Below are 19,059 nucleotides of genomic sequence, written 5' to 3'. Positions count from 1 at the left end.
CCCGGCGTCAGGCCCGGTGCTCGACGAGCACCAGGGCGAGGTCGTCGTTGACCCGGCGGCCCGCGTGGTCGATCACCTGGCGCAGCAGCCCGTCGAGCGCCTCGTGGAGGCTACCCTTCTGCAGGGCCGCCGCGTGGTCGACGAGAGGGAAGAAGGCCCCACGGCCATTGCGGGCCTCGACCAGCCCGTCGGTGTAGAGCAGGATCCGGGAGCCTTCGGGCCACGGCCACGTGACGGCCGCCGGCCTCGGGGCCAGGCCGAGCGGCGGCTCCGGCTCGCCGGTGTCGACCAGGATGCCGTCCCGCGTCGTGGTGACGAGCAGCGGCGGGTGGTGTCCGCAGTTCACCAGGGTCACGGTGTGGTCCTCGTGAAACTCCGCGAGCACGGCGGTGACGAAGTCCTCCTCGCCCGCGACGGCCCGCACGACCTCGTCCATGTCGCGGGCGACTGCGGTCAGCGTCGGCCGGCTGAACGCCGACCGGCGGAAGCCACCGAGGACGGTGCCGGCCATCAGCACGGCGTCCAGACCCTTGCCGCGGACATCGCCCACCACGACGCGGACCCCGAACGGGCTGGCGGCCACCTCGTAGAGGTCGCCACCCACCAGCGCCTCCTGGGTGGCCGAGACGTAGCGCGCCGCGAAACCCACCGAGCCGACGGCCTCGGGCATGCCCCGCAGCAGTGCGCGCTGGGCGGTCTCCGCGATCACCGTCATGTGCCGCAGCGCCCGCTCGCGCCTGGTCCGGATGGTCGCCGACACGATCGCCAGCGCGCTGAGCGTGAGCGTCAGAAGCAGCCTGATCTCGAAGTCGAGGGTCGTGAAGTTCTGGTTCCAGAGGCCGGACACCGCCGAGAGTGCGATCGAGAGCCCTGCGACGACAGCGGTGCGGCGCACCGTGGTGATCGCGCCGGCGAGAACGGCGGCGATCGCGTAGGCGCCGCTGATCACCACGTCGGGGCCGAGGACCACGTCGACCGTGACGATCACGGCGAGCACGACCAGCGGAGCGGTCAGGTCGGAGAGCCGCGACCAGCCTCGCGTGGCCATGCGCGACTCCTAGCCTCGTCAAGCCCCCGCCGGATCGACCCTAACCTCCGGTCCGGGCCCGGCGTGGGCTTCCCGGGCAACGCTCAGGCTCTGCCGGCCGCGGCCGAGCCTGCTCAGGCGTGCAGGTCGGCGGCCCGCAGCCGGCGTACCCCTTCCTCGACCACCGAGCGCTCCTTGCAGAACGCCCAGCGGACCTTGTGCCGGCCCTCCTCCTGGTCGTCGTAGAACGCCTGGGCGGGGATTGCCACCACGCCGGCCCGCTCGGGCAGCGCCAGGCAGAACGCCCGCGCGTCGCGATGACCGTAGCGGCGCACGTCGGTGGTGACGAAATAGGTCGACTCGGGCAGGTACACGTCCAGGTCGAGCTCGCCGAGCCCGGCGCAGAGCAGGTCGCGCTTCTTCTGCAGGTCAGCCGCGAGCGAGGCGTAGAAGCCGGACTCGTGCTCCAGCGCCCAGGCGACCGCGGGCTGCAACGGCGCGGCGTTGGTGAAGGTCAGCCACTGCTTGGCGGCGCTGACGCTGGCCACGAGGTCGGCCGGACCGGTGGCCCAGCCCACCTTCCAGCCGGTGAACGAGAACGTCTTGCCGGCGCTGGACAGGCTCACCGTGCGCTCGGCCATCCCGGGCAGCGTGCACAGCGGCACGTGCCGGCGACCGTCGAAGACCAGGTGCTCGTAGACCTCGTCGGTGACCACGACCAGGTCGTGCTCCACGGCCACCCGCGCGACCGCCGCCAGCTCCTCGGGCGTGAGCACTGAGCCGGTCGGGTTGTGCGGGGTGTTCAGCAGGATCACCGTGGTCCGGTCGGTGACCGCCGCCCGGAGCTCCTCGGCGTCGAGCCGGAAGTGGGGTGCCCGCAGGGTCACCGGCCGGCGTACCCCTCCGGCCATCGCGATGGTGGCGACGTAGGAGTCGTAGAACGGCTCGAGCACCACCACCTCGTCGCCGGGGTTCACCAGGGCCAGGATCGCGGCGGCGATGCCCTCGGTCGCGCCGGCGGTGACCACGACCTCGGTGTCCGGGTCGAGCTCGATGCCGTAGTGCCGCTGCTGGTGGGCGGCGACGGCGGCGCGCAGCTCCGGCGTCCCCTGGCCGGGCGCGTACTGGTTGCGGCCGTTCCGCAGCGCCTCCACCGCGCGGGCCACCACCTCCGGCGGTCCGTCCACGTCGGGGAAGCCCTGCCCCAGGTTGAGCGCCCCGGTCCGGACCGCGAGCGCGGACATCTCCGCGAAGATCGTCGGGGGAATCCCGCGGAGGCGCTGGGCGGTGCGGGTGCTGGGAACCGGCATGTCCCCGACTCTAGGTGGTCGGCTGCGGCTCGCTCCGGACGTAGGCGACAATCGGGACATGGCTGCGAGCAGACGTCGGGGGGTCGCGTTCTGGGTCGGCACGGGCCTCGTCGTCGCCGGGCTGGCGATGCTCGGCTACGTCGGCTGGCAGTTCTTCGGCACCAACATCGTCAGTGAGCGGCGGCAGCGCGACGCCGTCGAGCGCCTCCAGCGCGACTGGCGCGAGCCGACCGTCGGGCAGGCGGTCGACGCCGGCAACGGTTCGCGGGACGGGACGAGCGGCGGTACGGCGGAGCCGGTCCGGCTGGGCGACGCGCTCGCGCTGATCCGGATCCCGCGCTTCGGCGACGGCTACGTGATGCCGGTCTTCCAGGGCGTCGAGGACGACGTGCTGGCCCGCGGCTTCGGACACTTCGAGGACGCCGCCGGCCCGGGGGAGAAGGGCAACTTCGCGCTGGCGGCGCACCGGGTCACCCACGGGGAGCCGCTGCGCGACATGCCCTCGCTGCGCCCCGGTGACGAGGTGCTGGTGGAGACCCGCGACGCGGTCTTCACCTACGAGCTCGACACCGACCCCCGCGACCTCGTGGTGGCCTTCCGCGACACCTGGGTGGTCGACCCCCGTCCGCAGAACCCCGACCCGGACGGCGTACGACCTCCCGACCAGCCCCGGCTGATCACGCTCACGACCTGCTCCGAGCTGTTCCACACCGACAACCGGATGATCGCCTTCGGCCATCTGGTGTCCACGCGCGCCAAGTGAACGCAGCCGCCTAGGGTGGTCGCATGAGCGCGCGCGACGTCCTGCTGGACCAGATCACCCGCAAGGCCGTGGTGCACGGCAAGGTCACCCTCTCCTCCGGCAAGGAGGCCGACTACTACGTCGACCTGCGCCGGATCACCCTCGACGGCCAGGCGGCGCCGCACGTGGGGACGGTGATGCTCGACCTGACCGAGGACTGGCAGTACGACGCCGTGGGCGGTCTCACGCTGGGCGCCGACCCGGTCGCGGTGGCCATGGTGCACGCGGCCGCCGCGCGGGGCCGTGAGCTCGACGCGTTCGTGGTCCGCAAGGTCGGCAAGGCCCACGGCCTGCAGCGCCGCATCGAGGGCCCCGACGTCGCGGGCAAGCGGGTGCTGGCCGTCGACGACACCTCCACCACCGGCGGATCGGTGCTGACCGCGGTCGAGGCGCTGCGCGAGGCCGGCGCCGAGGTGGTCGGCGTCGCCGTGATCCTCGACCGGGACACCGGGGCCCGGGAGGCGGTCAAGGAGGCCGGCTGCGAGTACCGCTGGGCCTTCGACGCGGAGGACCTCGGGCTGTGAGCCGTCGCGAGATCTTCGTCGAGGCCGCCGACGTGGCGTTGCCGCTGGTCGAGCACGAGCTGGTGGCCAAGCGCTGGACCGAGCCCAGCGCGCTGCCGCGGATGAGCGTCGGCGCGCTGGCCACGCACCTGGCGGGTCAGGTCGTCTCGGCGCACGCCGCCCTCGCCGCTCCCTCGGCCGCCTCCCGGGAGACCCCGCTGCCGGTGCTGGAGCACTACCAGCGCTCGAAGTGGGTGACGGCGGCTCTCGACGACGAGGCCAACGTGAACATCCGCGAAGGCGCGGAGCACACCGCCGAGGAGGGCCGTGACGCCGTCGTCGAGCGCCTCCAGCGCTCCCTGGCCTCGCTGCGCGCGTGGTCCGGCGACACCCCGCCGACCGTCCGGATGCCGTGGTGGGAGTGGTCGCTGTCGATGGACGACTTCCTGCTCACCCGGATGCTCGAGGTGGTCGTGCACAGCGACGACCTCGCGGTCAGCCTCGACGTGCCGACGCCGGAGTTCCCGCGCGCGGTGGTGCGTCCGGTGCTGACGCTGCTCACCACGCTGGCGGTGCGTCGGCACGGGCAGCCGGCGGTGCTGCGGGCGCTCACCCGCTCGGAGCGGGCGCCGGCCTCGCTGGCGGTGTTCTGAGCAGCCTGCTTCCTCGACCCGAGGCCCGGGGTCCGGCCAGCGTCCCGGTGGATGCGGCGGACCTGCCCGGTCAGTCGTCGGTGAGCTCTGCCAGCTTGGCGGCGGCGCGCTCGCGCAGCACCTCGACGGCCACCGGGACGACGGCCACGAGCACGAAGGCGAGCAGCATGACCTCGACGTTGTGCTTCACGAACGGGATCGAGCCCAGGTAGTAGCCGAGCAGCGTCACCCCGACGGCCCACAGCGTCCCGCCGATCGCGGAGTAGGTGATGAACCGCTGGAAGCTCATCGACCCGACGCCGGCGATGACCGTGATGAAGGTGCGCACCACCGGCACGAATCGGGCCAGCACGATCGCCCGGCTGCCGTACTTCTCGAAGAAGTTCCGGGACTTGTCGACGTAGGCCTGCTTGAAGATCCGGGAGTCCTCCCGGTTGAAGACCCGCGGCCCCGCCTGCACCCCGATGCCGTAGCCGCAGGCGTTGCCGGCGACCGCTGCGACGGCGAGCACCGCGCAGCACAGCCACAGCGGGTAGGAGATCTGGTCCTCGGCGAGCAGCAGCCCCACCGTGAAGAGCAGCGAGTCGCCGGGTAGGAAGAAGCCGATCAGCAACCCGCACTCGGCGAAGATGATCGCGGCCGCGCCCCACAACGCGTAGTCGCCGAACTGGTCGAGGATCTTCTCCGGGTCCAGCCAGTCCAGGCCCAGCAGCAGGGGCGTCAGGCTCGTCACAGCAGAACCCTAGTGGCTCGAGGCTGCTTGCCCGACCGGGTGGACCCTGCCGGACCGGGGCCGGTTGGGTCATGGCCGCCGGCCCCGGCGGTCCCTGCCCCGAACCGGGCGAACCCTGGCCGGACCGGACGGACCCTGCCGGACCGTGCCGGACCCTGGCCGGACCGGGCGGACCCTGCCCGACCGTTCCGGACCCTGCCGGACCGGGGCCGGTTGGGTCATGGCCGCCGGACCGGCCGCGGTGGCACGCTGGACCATCGAGAGGAGAGCGCCATGCCGCAGCTGCCCCGGATCCGCAGGTCCTGGCTCGGACCGATGCTCGTGGTGGCCCTGGCGCTCATCGGGCTGAGCGCCGGCGCCGTAGCGTCGCTGGAGACCGGCACGGTCGGCTCGTTCTGGAAAGGGTTGTGGTGGGCCACCTCGCTGATGACCACGGTCGGCTTCATCGGCGAGCAGCCGGAGACGGTGGCCGGTGCGCTGGTCTCCGTCGCGTTGATGCTCTCCGGCTTCGTGCTCCTGGCCTGGGTGAGTGCGGCCCTGGCCTCGCTGTTCGTGAAGGAGGACACGGACCCGTTCGAGGCGGGCGAGCGTCGGGCCGACGAGGAGATCCTGGCCCAGCTGAGGCTGCTCTCGGACCGGATGGCCGAGCTCGAGTCCCGGCTGGGCCGCCGCGACGACAGCTGACCCCCACCCGCCGAGTCGCGCATCTGCAGCGCCAGGACCTGCCGAGTCGGCGCGTCTGCAGCGCCGGGACCTGCCGAGTCGGCGCGTCTGCAGCCTCAGGGCCTGCCGAGTCGGCGCGTTTGCAGCCTGACGGACGCCGATTCGGTCGGCGGTGACGGGGTGACCTCGGCGAGCAACGTCAGCGCACATTGCGCGCTCGTTGCTGCTCCCGAGCAGGGTTTGCGGCAACAACAGGGCACCCTGCGCGCTGGTTGCTGCGAGTCCTGAAGGCACGAGACCGCGCCTGGCCACGGGTGGCGCCTCCTGCTTCCCGCGATGCCGCAGTCGCGGCCGATGGTGTGGGCCCCTTCGATGCGGCTGCCGAGCGGTGAGTCAGAGCTCGACATCACAGCTGGTCGCCCGGACGCGCTGCGGATGCGCCGACTCGGCGGGGTGGAAGGCTGCGGATGCGCCGACTCGGCGGGGTGCAGGGCTGCGGTTGCGCCGACTCGGCGGGGTGCAGGGCTGCGGATGCGCCGACTCGGCGGGGTGGAGGGCTGCAGATGCGCCGACTCGGCGGGGTGTGGGGTGGGGTGGGGCTCAGTGCGGCGCGGGCGGCAGCGCGTCGGAGGACTCGAGCACGCCCATCCCGGTGATCCGCAGCAGGTCGGCGACCACCGAGCGCATCTGCGCCAGGATCGACTCCGCGGACAGGTCGGGGCTGCGCTCGAGCCGGCCGGTGCCGGCGGCGACCGCCAGCAGCGCGGGCTGCGCCGCGATCGGCATCCGGTCCGCCTCGAGCTCGGTCGCCACGGCGTCGGCGGCGTCGGCGAGCTCGGCGCAGACCACCACGTAGCCGGGCGGGACCGGCTCCTGCCGGTGGGCGGCGACGGCGGCCCGACGTACCAGCACCCGGGTGTTGCGCAGCGCGAGGTCGAGAGGCTCCACCAGCTCGGCCATCCGCCGCAGCGGCTCCCGGTGCCGCACCCGGAACGGTGAGGACGCGACCACGGAGAGTCCCTCGTCGGCGGCGTCCTGGAGCTCGCGCACCAGCGACTCGGTGCTCCGGGCGTCGGCGAGCAGCACCAGCGCCCGCTCCACGTCACCGTCGACCATCACCTCGGAGGCGCTGCGCAGCAGCTGGGCGGTCTTGCGTACGACGACGGCGGCCTGCTCGCGCGGTCGGCGCAGCGGCGCCCGCGGCACCATGGTCGCGGCCACCAGGGCCACGGCGCCGCCGACCAGCGCGTCGGTCCAGCGGGTGAAGCCGGCGCCCGGGTCCGGCACCAGCGTCGTCACCACGATCGACTGGACCGCCGCCTGGGTGACGAACAGCCGGCTGGCGTCGAGCAGGAACGCCGTCGACATCGCGATCGCGACGACCAGCGCCAGCTGCCAGGCGCCCGACCCGGCCACCGTGACGAAGAGGTCGGCGACGAAGACCCCGATGGCCACGCCGAGCGTCACCTCCGCGACCCGGCGCAACCGCTGCCCGTAGGAGGTGCCGAGGCTGACCACCGCCGCGATCGGGGCGAAGAACGGGGTGGCGTGCCCCAGGACCTCCGAGGCCACGAAGTACGCCGCCGCGGCGGCGAGCGCGCACTGCACGATGTGCCAGGTGTTCTGCCGCAGCCGGGCGAGCCGTTGCCGGGCTGAGGACCGGCCGCGCTCGAGCGCCCGGTCGAGGGGGGTGGTGGTGACGTCCACGGTCACAGGCTCGCAGAACGCCGACCGGGCTGCCGGGTCTGCTCAGTGGGTGGCGGCGCGGCGGTGGCGCCACCACTCGAGCACCATCGGCAGCACCGAGACCGCGACGATCACCAGCACCGCGCCCTCGATGTTGTGCTGCAGGAAGTCGATGCCGCCGAGGAAGTATCCGAGCAGGGTGATCCCGGTGGCCCACAGGACCGCGCCCACGAGCGACCAGGTGAAGAAGTGCCGGCGCTCCATCCGGCCGATCCCGGCGGTGACCGTGATGAAGGTGCGGACCACCGGCACGAACCGGCCCAGGACGAGCGCCCGGGCGCCGTACCGCTCGAAGAAGTCGTGGGTCTGCTCGAAGTACTTCCTCTTGAGGAACCGGCCGTCGCGCTGGGCGAGCGGCTCACCGATCGCGCGGCCGATCTCGTAGCCGACCACGTTGCCGAGGAACGCGGCGGCGCTGAGCACCGCGCACGCCACCACGATGTTCATCGGGATGCCGGCCTCGCCGCTCTCGGACCGGTGCACGAACAGGCCGACGCTGAACAGCAGCGAGTCGCCGGGCAGGATCGGGAACAGCAGGCCGCACTCGATGAAGACGATCCCGACCGCGACCCAGAACATCTGCGAGCCGAACTGCTCCAGGAGCCACTCGGGGTCCATCCAGTTCAGGCCGAGGAGCAGCATCGAGGGGTCGAGGGCCTGGAGGGCGGTCACGTCGAGAACCCTAACCGGGGGGCGGCTGCACATCGGCAGCGCCGCCCGGGGCGGCACGTCGAGGTGAGCGGCGCCCGGCCCCGGCGCCTAGCATCGTCGCCGTGGACGAAGAGCCGGACGACGCCGCGGAGCCCGGGCGGCGCGCGCCGTACGACCCGATGCCGCACGGTCCCGCCGAGGTCGGCGTCGGGCCGTGGGAGGGGGAGTGGCCCCGGGGCGAAAAGTACGACGCGCAGCTGCTCGCCGAGGGCGACCGGAGGAACGTGGTCGACCGGTACCGCTACTGGACGATGGCGGCGATCGTCGCCGACCTCGACGCCCGCCGCCACGACTTCCACGTCGCGATCGAGAACTGGCAGCACGACTTCAACATCGGCACCATCGTCCGGACCGCCAACGCGTTCCTGGCCCGCGAGGTGCACATCGTCGGCAACCGGAGGTGGAACCGGCGCGGGGCGATGGTGACCGACCGCTACCAGCACGTGCGCCACCACGCCGGCGTCGAGGAGCTGGCCGGCTACCTGCACGCGCAGGGGGTCGTCCTGCTCGGCGTGGACAACCTGCCCGGGTCGCGGCCGATCGAGTCGCTGGAGCTGCCGCGGGCGGTCTGCCTGCTCTTCGGCCAGGAGGGTCCGGGCCTGTCGCCGGCGGCGCACGAGGTGTGCGACGGGACGTTCTCGATCGCGCAGTTCGGCTCCACCCGGTCGATCAACGCCTCCGCGGCCGCGGCGATCGCGATGCACACCTGGGTCCGTCAGCACGCCGACCTCGACGGCGACCACTCCTGGCGGGGCTGAGCCGGTCCCGCTCGGCCGCCGACCGCGGAGAGCGGCCGGGACCGCTCAGCACTCGATGGAGAACAGCGGCTCGGACGCCTCGACGTGCTCGCCCCACTCCTGCAGGGGCACCGCCGGGTAGGGGCAGTCCAGCACCACCACGGCGCACATCGCGGACCGTCCGGTGCGCTCGACCTCGGCCGGGTCCCAGGACACGATCGCCTGACCGGCGTGCACCCACTGGTGCTCGGCAGCCAGCGAGGTGAAGCCGTCGCCGTGCAGCTGGACGGTGTCGATGCCGAGGTGCACCAGCACGGCCGGGCCGCGGTCGCTGACCACCAGGTAGGCGTGCGGGAAGACCTTGCTCAGCGTGCCGTCGATCGGTGAGACCGCCGACTGCCGGCCCGGCAGCGGCACGATCGCGGCGCCCGGCCCGACCAGCCCGGTGGCGAACACCGGGTCCGGCATCTCGCTGACCGCCTGCCGTTGGCCGGCCACCGGGGAGAGGACGTCCACCATCAGAGCAGGTCTTCGATCGCGCTGGCGACCGTGTCGGCCTCGGGGCCGAGGACCACCTGGACCACCTTGCCCGAGCGCATGATGCCGTGCGCCCCTGCGGAGCGGAGCAGCGACTCGTCCACCAGGGCGGCGTCGTGCAGGGCACTGCGGAGCCGGGTGATGCAGGCCTCGATCTCTACGATGTTGGCCCGGCCACCCAGCCCGGCGAGGATCTGCTCGGCCTGGCTCATGGTGGAATCTAACCACTCGACGGCCAGGTCGGCGGCGCCTGAGTGGCGGACCGGCCGGAGACCCGGAGGACAGGAGCGCGGATGGGGACCGATCAGCCGGTCGCGGCAGCCGGTGCCGGCGCGCGCGACCGGCCCGGGCTCGACGTGCTGCAACGGCTGGGGCGCAGCCTGATGCTGCCCATCGCCGCGCTGCCGGTCGCCGCGCTGCTGCTGCGGCTGGGACAGCCGGACATGCTCGGCGCCGGTGAGTCCGGTCTGGCGCTGGCCTCCCGCTGGCCGTGGCTCGAGCCGGTGGCGACCGTCCTGGCGGCGGCCGGCGGGGCGCTGTTCAGCAACCTGGCGCTGCTGTTCGCCGTCGGTGTGGCGGTCGGGTTCGCGCGTCGCTCCGACGGCTCGACGGCGGTCGCGGCCGTGGTGGGCTACCTGACCTTCGACGCGGTCACCACCGCGATGTCGCCCTACGTGCTGGATCCGGCGACCGCCTCCTCGTCGGTCATCGACTACGAGGTGTTCGGCGGCATCGTCATCGGCCTGGTGTCGGCGGTGCTGTGGGAGCGCTACCGGCGCATCGAGCTGCCGACGTACCTCGCGTTCTTCGGCGGGCGCCGCTTCGTCCCGATCATCACCGCGCTCGCCTCGCTGCTGGTCGGGGTGCTGATGGCGTTCCTCTACCCGGCCTTCGACCGCGGCCTCACCGCCCTGGGCGAGTGGCTGGTCGGCAACCACGTGCTCGGGGCCGGCGTCTACGGCTTCGCGAACCGGATGCTGGTGCCGTTCGGGCTGCACCACCTGATCAACTCGGTGCCCTGGTTCGTGGTCGGCTCCTACGAGACCGCGGGGGGCGACGTCGTGCGCGGCGACGTCACCCGCTTCCTCAGCGGCGACCCGAGCGCCGGCGCCTACATGACCGGCTTCTTCCCGATCATGATGTTCGCGCTGCCGGCGGCGGCGCTGGCGATCTACCACGAGGCGGCCCCCGCGCGGCGCCGGCTGGTCAAGGGCGTGATGCTCTCCGGGGCGCTGACCTCCTTCCTCACCGGGATCACCGAGCCGCTCGAGTTCGCGTTCATGTTCGTCGCCTGGCCGCTGTTCGTGCTGCACGCGGTGCTCACCGGGACCGCGCTGGCGCTGGTGAACGCGCTCGGCATCAAGGACGGCTTCGCGTTCTCCGCCGGCGCCATCGACTACGCCCTGAACTTCACCGCGGCCACCCGACCGCTGCTGCTGATCCCGGTCGGGCTGGGGTACGCCGCCCTCTACTACCTGCTGTTCCGGGTGGCCATCCGCCGCCTCGACCTGCGCACCCCGGGCCGGGAGCGGTCCCGCGACGAGTCCGAGGCCAGCCGCTGAGCATCTTGGCGGGAGAGGTCGTCGACGTCCTAGAGTGAGACTGGCCGCAGCACGACGAGTCGGACGACACAGGAGACTGACATGCCCATCGCGACGCCCGAGATCTACGCGCAGATGCTCGACAAGGCCAAGAGCGAGTCCTTCGCCTACCCGGCCATCAACGTCAGCTCGTCCCAGACGCTCAACGCCGCCCTGAAGGGCTTCGCGGACGCCGGCAGCGACGGGATCATCCAGGTCTCCACCGGCGGCGCGGACTACCTCTCCGGCCCCAGCATCAAGAACATGGTGACCGGCTCGGTGGCCTTCGCGACCTACGCGGCGGAGGTGGCGAAGAACTACCCGGTGAACGTCGCCCTGCACACCGACCACTGCCCCAAGGACAAGCTCGACGGGTTCGTCCGGCCGCTGCTCGACCTCTCGATCGAGCGGGTCAAGAACGGCCAGCACCCGCTGTTCCAGTCGCACATGTGGGACGGCTCGGCGGTGCCGCTCGAGGAGAACCTGAAGATCGCCGAGGAGCTGCTGGCCAAGGCCGCGTCGGCGCACATCGTCCTGGAGATCGAGGTCGGCGTGGTCGGCGGCGAGGAGGACGGCGTCGAGGGCGGCGCGGGCGACAAGCTCTACAGCACCGCCGAGGACGCGCTGGCCACCGTGGAGGCGCTGGGCACCGGCGAGAACGGCCGCTACCTGACCGCGCTGACCTTCGGCAACGTGCACGGCGTCTACAAGCCCGGCAACGTCAAGCTCCGCCCCGAGATCCTCAAGCAGGCCCAGGACGCGGTCGTCGCCAAGCTCGGCCTTGAGGCCGGCTCGAAGCCGTTCGACCTGGTCTTCCACGGCGGCTCCGGCTCGCTGGCGGAGGAGATCGCGGCGGCCGTCGACTACGGCGTCATCAAGATGAACGTCGACACCGACACCCAGTACGCCTTCACCCGGCCGATCGCGGGGCACATGTTCAGCCACTACGACGGCGTCCTGAAGATCGACGGCGAGGTCGGCAACAAGAAGAGCTACGACCCGCGCGCCTGGGGCAAGGCCGGCGAGGCCGGGATGGCCGCCCGGGTCGCGGTGGCCTGCGAGAACCTCCGGTCCACCGGCACCTCGCTGGGCGCCTGAGCCGCCGTCGGTCGGTGGGGCCCGGGGCCGTCCGGCGCCGGGCCCGCCGGCAGGGCGCACAATGGGCGCCATGACCTTCCAGGACCTGATGGCCGGCCCGCCCCCGACGTACCTCCCCGAGGACCCCGCCGCCGCCGAGCTCGCCGACGGCGCCGCAGCCGCGGACGTCGTACGTCGTCACCCGGAGTCGCCGCAGGCCTGGGCCACCCTGGCCGAGGCGGCGCTCGCCGACGACGCCACCGACGACGTGACCGCGTACGCCTACGCCCGGGTCGGCTACCACCGCAGCCTGGACCAGCTGCGCCGCAACGGCTGGAAGGGCCACGGGCCGGTGCCGTGGGAGCACGAGCCGAACCGCGGCTTCCTGCGCGCGCTGGCCGCCCTGGCCACCGCTGCCGGCCGGATCGGCGAGACCCCGGAGGAGCAGCGCTGCCGGGACTTCCTGCGCGACAGCAGCGCCGAGGCCGCCGACGCGCTCCTCGGCTGAGCCGCGCCGGGCGGGGCTGACCCGCCGGCGCGTGCGGGCCGGTCCCGGACCCCGCAGACGCAGCGAAGCGCCGGAATCGTCCCCTGCTGCGATTCCGGCGCTTCGATGGTCGGCCTGACCCGGGAAACCTTCGTGTCCCCCGACAGGTTCCCGGGCGGCCTGTACAGAAGACTGTCAGGAGTGTCGGGAAGTGGCCTGGCCGCTTGTTGCCACTGGCACTATGCTGCCACAATGACCACTCCGCCGGTTCCCCTGCAGGCCGCTGACGTGCTCACCACCCCCGGGTTCACGGTGTTCGACGAGCAGGCCTACCGGGTGCTGCTGCGCGACGCTCCGCTGGACGTCGCCGACGTCCCCGCCCTGCTCGACCTGTCGGAGGACGAGGCCGCCGAGGTGCTGGTCCGGCTGAGCGCGGTCGGCCTGGTCGACGTCCGGGACGGCACCGTCGTCGCCGCGGCCCCCGGAGCGGCCCTGCACCGGGTGATCGGCGACGAGACCCGCCGCCTCGAGCGGGCCCGCGACCAGCTGGAGACGCTGCGCCGGCTGATCCCCACGCTCGAGGCGGAGTACCGCGCCGCCCAGGAGCCGCGCCGCGTCGACGAGCGGCTCCGGACCATCCCGGCCGGCGAGGTCCTGGTGACGCTGCGCAGCCTGGCGGCCTCGACCGGCGGGGACCTGCTCTGGCTGCGGCCCGACCAGTGGCGGTTCGCCGACGGCCCGCTGGCGGACCGCTGGGTCGAGGACCTGCTCTCGGAGGGGCGACGCTCGCGGGTGATCTACCCCGCCCGGGTGCTCGAGGAGGCGCCGGACATCGTGCGCCGCCGCGCCGACCACGGCGAGCACGTCCGGGTGCTGGCGGACCTGCCGGGACGGCTCGCGGTGATCGGTGACTCCGCGGCGATGCTCCCGCGGCGCTTCGACCAGCCCGACGACCTGGTCCTGGTCATCGAGCAGCCCGCGCTGGTGCAGGCCCTGACGATGTTCTTCGAGAGCCTCTGGGACATGGCGCTGGTGGTGCCCGGCATCGGCGACCAGATCGACACCAAGGCCTCGAGCGCCCAGCGACTGCTGCTCGACCAGCTCACCCGGGGAGCCAAGGACGAGCAGATCGCCCGGACCCTGGGGCTGAGCCTGCGCACGGTGCGGCGCCGGATCGCCGAGGTGATGGACGAGCTGGGGGCGGCGTCACGGTTCCAGGCCGGCGTGGAGGCGGTCCGCCGCGGCTGGCTCTGAGCCGTCGACGCCCCGGGGCCGGGGCCTGGGTCAGTCGTTGCGGACCGGGAGCGGCATCCGGAACGCCGCGGGCTCGACGTGCCAGGTGCGCTTGCGCTCCGGACCGTAGAGCTCGCCGTCGGCGCTGCAGTAGAACTGCTCGCCGGCCACGGAGACGGTGCTGCCACGGACGTAGAGCACGTCCTCGTGCTCCACGTGGCGGCCGACCCGCAGCAGCGCGGCGTAGCCGAACCGGGAGAGCGGCCCGACCGCGAACGAGACCATCACGTCGAGCTTGCCGTCCCCGGTGACCGCGTGCGGGGTGATCTCGGTGCCGCCGCCGATGGTGGAGCCGTTGCCGATCGCCACCTGGACCAGATGCCGGTCCAGGTCGGCGACCACCTCGCCGTCGACCTCCACCCGGAAGCGGTAGAACGGCGGCCGGACGGCGGCGGTGAACGCCCCGACGACGTACCCGGCGCGACCCAGCCACTTCCACGACTTGGCGTTGTGGCTGGCCTGCGCGCCGACACCGACGTGCACGTTGTTGACCACGATCTCTCCGACGCAGTCGACGATCAGGTCGACCGGCATCACCTCCCCGGAGACGACCACCTCGGCCGCCTCGGCCGGGTCCAGCGGGATCCCGACCCCGCGGGCGAAGTCGTTGCCGGTGCCCAGCGGGAGCAGCCCGACCACCGCGTCGGCGAGCTCGTGACGGCGGTGCAGCGCGGCGACCACGGCGTGCAGGCTGCCGTCCCCGCCGGCCACGACGACCCGGCGGCCGCCCCGGCGGTGCAGGACGCCGTCCAGCTCGCCCTGGTCCTGGGTCTCGGCGACCTCGACGTCGGCGTGCGCGCGCAGCACGTGCAGGGCCTCCTCGAGCCGCTCGGCCTCGTTGCTGCCGGCTCCGGAGTTGGTGATCAGAAGGAGGGGGTCCACGTCGCGGACACTACTCGCAGGCGGACCGGGCTCCGGACGAGGCCGGAGCCGACCCCGGCGTCAGTGGTAACGTGCTGCCGCAAGAGCCCCGATGCTGTTGCATGCGGGGCTCCGTCGTTTCAGGGCCCGTCCGACCGCGTGCGCCGGGGCCGACCTCCCCCTCCCGGGCGAGCCCGCGCAGAAACCGCGGCGTCCGTCCGGTCAGCGAGAGAAGGTGTGAGATGCCCGCCATCGTGGTGCTCGGTGCCCAGTGGGGCGACGAGGGGAAGGGCAAGGCGACCGACCTGCTCGGCTCCTCCCCCCTCGATTATTGCGTGAGGACGTCAGGGGGAAACAACGCCGGTCACACCATCGTGGTGAACGGCGAGAAGTTCGACACCCACCTGCTTCCCTCCACGATCCTGAACCCGGACTGCGTGCCGGTGATCGCCAACGGCGTGGTGGTGGACCCGGCGGCGCTGTTCAGCGAGATCGACGGCTTCGCGGCCCGCGGCGTGCACGTGGACAACCTGGTGGTCTCCGCCAACGCGCACCTGATCACCAGCTACCACACCACGCTGGACAAGGTCACCGAGCGGTTCCTCGGCAAGAACCTGATCGGCACCACCGGCCGCGGCATCGGCCCGACGTACGCCGACAAGATCAGCCGCTCGGGGATCCGGGTCGCCGACCTGTTCGACGAGAAGATCCTTCGCCAGAAGATCGAGGCCGCGCTCGACTTCAAGAACCAGGTGCTGGCCAAGGTCTACAACCGCCGCGCGATCGACGCCGACCAGGTGGTCGAGGAGCTGCTCTCCTTCGTCGACCGGCTGCGGCCGATGGTCGCCGACACCAGCCTGCTGCTCAACCGGGCGCTCGACGACGGCAAGACGGTGCTCTTCGAGGGCGCCCAGGCCACGATGCTCGACGTCGACCACGGCACCTACCCGTTCGTGACCTCGTCCTCGCCGGTCAGCGGCGGCGTCTGCACCGGTGCCGGTGTCGGTCCGACCCGGATCGACCGGGTGATCGGCGTGATCAAGGCCTACACCACCCGGGTCGGCTCGGGACCGTTCCCGACCGAGCTGCACGACGAGGACGGCGAGAAGCTGCGCACCGTCGGCGGCGAGTTCGGCGTCACCACCGGCCGGCCGCGCCGCTGCGGCTGGTACGACGCGGTGATCGCGCGGTACGCCGCCCGGGTCAACGGGCTCACCGAGTTCTGCCTCACCAAGCTCGACGTGCTCGGCGACTGGGAGCGGATCCCGGTGTGCGTGGGCTACGAGATAGACGGCGTCCGGCACGACGAGATGCCGATGACCCAGTCGGAGTTCCACCACGCCAAGCCCGTCTACGAGTTCTTCGACGGCTGGAACAGCGACATCTCCGGCGCCCGCAGCTTCGAGGACCTGCCGAAGAACGCGCAGATCTACGTCCGCGCCCTCGAGGAGATGTCCGGCGCGCCGTTCTGGGCGGTCGGCGTCGGCCCGAGCCGCGAGCAGACCGTGGTCCTGCGGTGACCCGGACCGGACACGGGAAGGCCGTGGCGTGAAGGCGCTGGTCGTCGGGGCCGGCGGCCGGGAGCACGCGCTGGCCCTGGCGCTCTCGCGCGACCCCTCGGTCGAGGAGGTGCACGCGGCCCCGGGCAACCCCGGGATCGCCGCGGTCGCGACCCTGCACGAGGTCGACGCGCTCGACGGCGCCGCGGTCAGCGCGCTCGCCCGCGACCTCGGCGTCGACCTGGTCGTGGTCGGGCCGGAGGCGCCGCTCGTGGCCGGGGTGGCCGACGCCGTACGCGCCGCCGGGATCGCCTGCTTCGGCCCCTCCCGCGCGGCGGCCGCGCTCGAGGGCTCCAAGGCGTTCGCCAAGGAGGTGATGGCCGCCGCCGGCGTACCCACCGCCCGGGCGCACGTGTGCACCACCGCGGCCCAGGTCGCGGCCGCCCTCGACGACTTCGGGGCGCCGTACGTCGTGAAGGACGACGGCCTCGCCGCCGGCAAGGGCGTCGTGGTGACCTCGGACCGCGACGAGGCGCTGGCGCACGCGGCCGGCTGCGGGCGGGTGCTGGTGGAGGAGTACCTCGACGGCCCGGAGGTCTCGCTGTTCGCGATCACCGACGGCCGCACGGTGCTGCCGATGCTGCCGGCCCAGGACTTCAAGCGGGCCCTCGACGGCGACGCCGGGCCGAACACCGGCGGCATGGGCGCCTACACGCCGCTGCCCTGGGCGCCGGCCGACCTGGTCGCGGAGGTCACCGAGAAGGTGCTGGCGCCGACCGTCGAGGAGATGGCCCGCCGCGGCACCCCGTTCGCCGGCCTGCTGTACGCCGGCCTCGCGCTGACCTCGCGCGGCACCCGGGTGGTGGAGTTCAACGCCCGCTTCGGCGACCCCGAGACCCAGCCGCTGCTCGCGCTGCTCGACTCCCCGGTCGGGGAGCTGCTGCGGGCGGCCGCCGAGGGCCGGCTCGACGAGGTCGGGCCGCTGCGGTGGCGCGAGGGGGCCGCGGTGGCCGTCGTGCTGGCCGCCCACGACTACCCGGCCGCACCGCGCACCGGGGACCGGATCGAGGGCATCGCGGCAGCCGAGGCGCTCGACGGCGTCGACGTGCTGCAGGCCGGCACGGCGCTCCGCGACGGGGCGCTCGTCACCGCCGGCGGCCGGGTCCTCGCGGTCACCGCCACCGGCTCCTCCGTCGCCGAGGCACGGGCCCGCGCGTACGACGGGGTCGCGCGGATCCGCATCGACGGCGCCCACCACCGCACCGACATCGCAGCTGGGATCTGACATGAGCCTTCCGAACGTCCTCGCCAACCGGTACGCCGGAGCCGACCTGGTCGCGATCTGGTCCCCGAGCACAAGATCGTGCTGGAGCGGCAGCTGTGGATCGCGGTGCTCGAGGCCCAGAAGGACCTCGGCATCGACGTGCCCGACGGCGTCGTCGAGGACTACCGCCGGGTCGTGGACGTGGTGGACCTCGAGTCGATCGCCGCCCGCGAGCGCGTCACCCGCCACGACGTGAAGGCGCGGATCGAGGAGTTCTGCGCCCTCGCCGGCCACGAGCACATCCACAAGGGGATGACCTCGCGCGACCTCACCGAGAACGTCGAGCAGCTGCAGGTGCGGGCCTCGCTGCTGCTGGTGCGGGACCGGGTCGTCGCGACGCTGGCCCGGCTCGGGCGGCTCGCCGCCGAGCACGAGTCGCTGGTGATGGCCGGCCGGTCGCACAACGTGGCAGCGCAGGCCACCACGCTGGGCAAGCGGTTCGCGACCGTGGCCGACGAGATGCTGGTCGGGCTCGAGCGGCTCGAGGAGCTGATCGCCCGCTACCCGCTGCGCGGCATCAAGGGGCCGGTCGGCACCGCCCAGGACATGCTCGACCTGCTCGACGGCGACGCCGCCGCGCTCGCCGAGCTCGAGCAGCGGGTCGCCGCGCACCTCGGCTTCGAGCGGGTGCTCACCTCGGTCGGGCAGGTCTACCCGCGCTCGCTGGACTTCGACGTGGTCGCCGCGCTGGTCCAGGTCGTGGCCGGGCCCTCGAACCTCGCCACCACGATCCGGCTGATGGCCGGCATCGAGCTGGTCACCGAAGGGTTCAAGGAGGGCCAGGTCGTCTCCTCCGCGATGCCGCACAAGATGAACACCCGCTCCTGCGAGCGGGTGAACGGCCTCGCGGTGGTGCTCCGGGGGTACCTGTCGATGGTCAGCGAGCTGGCCGGCGACCAGTGGAACGAGGGCGACGTCTCCTGCTCGGTGGTCCGCCGGATCGCGCTGCCGGACGCCTTCTTCGCCACCGACGGGCTGTTCCAGACGTTCCTCACCGTGCTCGACGAGTTCGGCGCCTTCCCCGCGGTGATCCAGCGCGAGCTGGACCGGTACCTGCCGTTCCTGGCGACCACCAAGGTGCTGATGGCGGCGGTCCGCAACGGCGTCGGCCGCGAGACCGCCCACGAGGCCATCAAGGAGGCGGCCGTCGGGGTGGCGCTGGCGATGCGGCAGGGGCAGGCCGAGAACGACGTCTTCGACCGGCTGGCCGCCGACCCGCGGCTCGGGCTGACCGCCGACCAGCTCGCCACCCTCGTCGCGGACCCGATCACCTTCACCGGTGCCGCGGTCGACCAGGTGCAGGCCGTCGTACGGCGGATCGCGATCGTCATGAAGGCCTACCCCGAGGCCGCGGCGTACGCCCCCGACGCCATCCTCTGACCCCCCCCACCACCCGCCCGCCCACCCCGCCGAGTCGGCGCATCTGCAGCGTCGGGCCCCGCCGAGTCGGCGCGTCTGCAGCCTTGGGCCCCGCCGAGTCGGCGCATCTGCAGCGTTGGCCCCCGCCGAGTCGGCG

General features: G+C 72.9%; 18 protein-coding genes and 2 pseudogenes. 12 read left to right on the top strand and 8 right to left on the bottom strand.

Annotated elements, in window-relative coordinates:
- Nucleotides 1-7: 7 nt before the first annotated feature.
- Entirely contained in the window at nucleotides 8-1,048 is a 1,041-nt protein-coding gene (locus H9L09_RS07575) for a PP2C family protein-serine/threonine phosphatase (protein WP_187580041.1), read from the bottom strand.
- A gap of 113 nt (nucleotides 1,049-1,161) precedes the next feature.
- The gene (locus H9L09_RS07570; protein WP_187580040.1) at nucleotides 1,162-2,337 is read right to left on the bottom strand and encodes a pyridoxal phosphate-dependent aminotransferase; all 1,176 of its coding nucleotides are present in this window, start codon (nucleotides 2,335-2,337) and stop codon (nucleotides 1,162-1,164) included.
- Between the two features lie 58 nt (nucleotides 2,338-2,395).
- On the opposite strand from H9L09_RS07570, the gene H9L09_RS07565 reads away from it, so the two are divergent.
- Genes H9L09_RS07565 through H9L09_RS07555 form a run of 3 tightly spaced genes read left to right on the top strand, consistent with a single transcriptional unit; the run spans nucleotide 2,396 to nucleotide 4,295 of the window.
- Nucleotides 2,396-3,100: a class E sortase gene (locus tag H9L09_RS07565; RefSeq protein ID WP_187580039.1), complete on the top strand. Its 705-nt coding sequence runs from the start codon at nucleotides 2,396-2,398 to the stop codon at nucleotides 3,098-3,100.
- Nucleotides 3,101-3,123: 23 nt separating this feature from the next.
- Nucleotides 3,124-3,663, top strand: coding sequence for an orotate phosphoribosyltransferase (gene pyrE / locus H9L09_RS07560; protein ID WP_187580038.1), 540 nt, complete (start codon nucleotides 3,124-3,126; stop codon nucleotides 3,661-3,663).
- A complete protein-coding gene (locus H9L09_RS07555; protein ID WP_187580037.1) occupies nucleotides 3,660-4,295 on the top strand; it encodes a maleylpyruvate isomerase N-terminal domain-containing protein in 636 nt (211 codons plus the stop codon). The genes pyrE and H9L09_RS07555 overlap by 4 nt, the downstream gene beginning before the upstream one ends.
- A gap of 70 nt (nucleotides 4,296-4,365) precedes the next feature.
- Here H9L09_RS07555 and H9L09_RS07550 read toward each other — a convergent pair whose 3' ends face one another.
- Nucleotides 4,366-5,028: a DedA family protein gene (locus H9L09_RS07550; RefSeq protein ID WP_246456344.1), complete on the bottom strand. Its 663-nt coding sequence runs from the start codon at nucleotides 5,026-5,028 to the stop codon at nucleotides 4,366-4,368.
- 273 nt (nucleotides 5,029-5,301) lie between these two features.
- Here H9L09_RS07550 and H9L09_RS07545 point away from each other — a divergent pair, with 273 nt between their 5' ends.
- Entirely contained in the window at nucleotides 5,302-5,712 is a 411-nt protein-coding gene (locus H9L09_RS07545; protein WP_187580036.1) for a potassium channel family protein, read from the top strand.
- A gap of 579 nt (nucleotides 5,713-6,291) precedes the next feature.
- On the opposite strand, the gene H9L09_RS07540 is transcribed toward H9L09_RS07545, so the two are convergent.
- Both H9L09_RS07540 and H9L09_RS07535 read right to left on the bottom strand, forming a co-directional pair.
- Nucleotides 6,292-7,398, bottom strand: a complete 1,107-nt coding sequence (locus H9L09_RS07540) for an FUSC family protein (RefSeq protein ID WP_187580035.1) — start codon at nucleotides 7,396-7,398, stop codon at nucleotides 6,292-6,294.
- A 42-nt stretch (nucleotides 7,399-7,440) separates the two neighbouring features.
- Complete coding sequence (locus H9L09_RS07535; RefSeq protein WP_246456343.1) at nucleotides 7,441-8,109, bottom strand: DedA family protein; 669 nt, start codon at nucleotides 8,107-8,109, stop codon at nucleotides 7,441-7,443.
- A 158-nt stretch (nucleotides 8,110-8,267) separates the two neighbouring features.
- Between H9L09_RS07535 and H9L09_RS07530 the strand changes: the two genes are divergently transcribed.
- Nucleotides 8,268-8,906, top strand: coding sequence for a TrmH family RNA methyltransferase (locus H9L09_RS07530; protein WP_187580737.1), 639 nt, complete (start codon nucleotides 8,268-8,270; stop codon nucleotides 8,904-8,906).
- A gap of 45 nt (nucleotides 8,907-8,951) precedes the next feature.
- On the opposite strand, the gene H9L09_RS07525 is transcribed toward H9L09_RS07530, so the two are convergent.
- Together H9L09_RS07525 and H9L09_RS07520 are read right to left on the bottom strand one after the other, a co-directional pair.
- Entirely contained in the window at nucleotides 8,952-9,404 is a 453-nt protein-coding gene (locus tag H9L09_RS07525; protein WP_223164250.1) for a PTS sugar transporter subunit IIA, read from the bottom strand.
- Nucleotides 9,404-9,634, bottom strand: a complete 231-nt coding sequence (locus H9L09_RS07520) for a PTS sugar transporter subunit IIB (protein ID WP_187580034.1) — start codon at nucleotides 9,632-9,634, stop codon at nucleotides 9,404-9,406. Before H9L09_RS07520 ends, H9L09_RS07525 begins: the two co-directional genes overlap by 1 nt.
- An 81-nt stretch (nucleotides 9,635-9,715) precedes the next feature.
- Between H9L09_RS07520 and H9L09_RS07515 the strand changes: the two genes are divergently transcribed.
- The 4 genes and pseudogenes from H9L09_RS07515 (at nucleotide 9,716) to H9L09_RS07500 (ending at nucleotide 13,820) form a co-directional block, all read left to right on the top strand.
- Nucleotides 9,716-10,984: a PTS transporter subunit EIIC gene (locus tag H9L09_RS07515; RefSeq protein ID WP_187580033.1), complete on the top strand. Its 1,269-nt coding sequence runs from the start codon at nucleotides 9,716-9,718 to the stop codon at nucleotides 10,982-10,984.
- A 78-nt stretch (nucleotides 10,985-11,062) separates the two neighbouring features.
- Nucleotides 11,063-12,100 (top strand): annotated as a pseudogene (fbaA, locus tag H9L09_RS07510) (class II fructose-bisphosphate aldolase); the annotation flags it as partial.
- A 70-nt stretch (nucleotides 12,101-12,170) separates the two neighbouring features.
- The gene (locus H9L09_RS07505) at nucleotides 12,171-12,587 is read left to right on the top strand and encodes a DUF3151 domain-containing protein (RefSeq protein ID WP_187580031.1); all 417 of its coding nucleotides are present in this window, start codon (nucleotides 12,171-12,173) and stop codon (nucleotides 12,585-12,587) included.
- Nucleotides 12,588-12,818: 231 nt separating this feature from the next.
- Complete coding sequence (locus H9L09_RS07500; RefSeq protein WP_187580030.1) at nucleotides 12,819-13,820, top strand: helix-turn-helix transcriptional regulator; 1,002 nt, start codon at nucleotides 12,819-12,821, stop codon at nucleotides 13,818-13,820.
- Nucleotides 13,821-13,850: 30 nt separating this feature from the next.
- Here the strand turns inward: H9L09_RS07500 and H9L09_RS07495 are convergent, their stop codons facing one another.
- Complete coding sequence (locus tag H9L09_RS07495; RefSeq protein ID WP_246456342.1) at nucleotides 13,851-14,741, bottom strand: diacylglycerol/lipid kinase family protein; 891 nt, start codon at nucleotides 14,739-14,741, stop codon at nucleotides 13,851-13,853.
- Nucleotides 14,742-14,962: 221 nt separating this feature from the next.
- Between H9L09_RS07495 and H9L09_RS07490 the strand changes: the two genes are divergently transcribed.
- The 3 genes and pseudogenes from H9L09_RS07490 to purB all read left to right on the top strand — a co-directional run bounded on the left by H9L09_RS07490 (nucleotide 14,963) and on the right by purB (nucleotide 18,923).
- Complete coding sequence (locus tag H9L09_RS07490) at nucleotides 14,963-16,240, top strand: adenylosuccinate synthase (RefSeq protein WP_187580029.1); 1,278 nt, start codon at nucleotides 14,963-14,965, stop codon at nucleotides 16,238-16,240.
- Nucleotides 16,241-16,268: 28 nt separating this feature from the next.
- The gene (gene purD / locus H9L09_RS07485; RefSeq protein ID WP_187580028.1) at nucleotides 16,269-17,504 is read left to right on the top strand and encodes a phosphoribosylamine--glycine ligase; all 1,236 of its coding nucleotides are present in this window, start codon (nucleotides 16,269-16,271) and stop codon (nucleotides 17,502-17,504) included.
- A gap of 1 nt (nucleotide 17,505) precedes the next feature.
- A pseudogene (gene purB / locus H9L09_RS07480) lies at nucleotides 17,506-18,923 on the top strand (adenylosuccinate lyase).
- Nucleotides 18,924-19,059: the final 136 nt, after the last annotated feature.

The sequence above is a fragment of the Nocardioides mesophilus genome (assembly GCF_014395785.1).
Taxonomy (GTDB): domain Bacteria; phylum Actinomycetota; class Actinomycetes; order Propionibacteriales; family Nocardioidaceae; genus Nocardioides_B; species Nocardioides_B mesophilus.
Note: the sequence above shows the minus strand (reverse complement) of the source record. Positions and strands in the feature narration are given on the sequence as shown.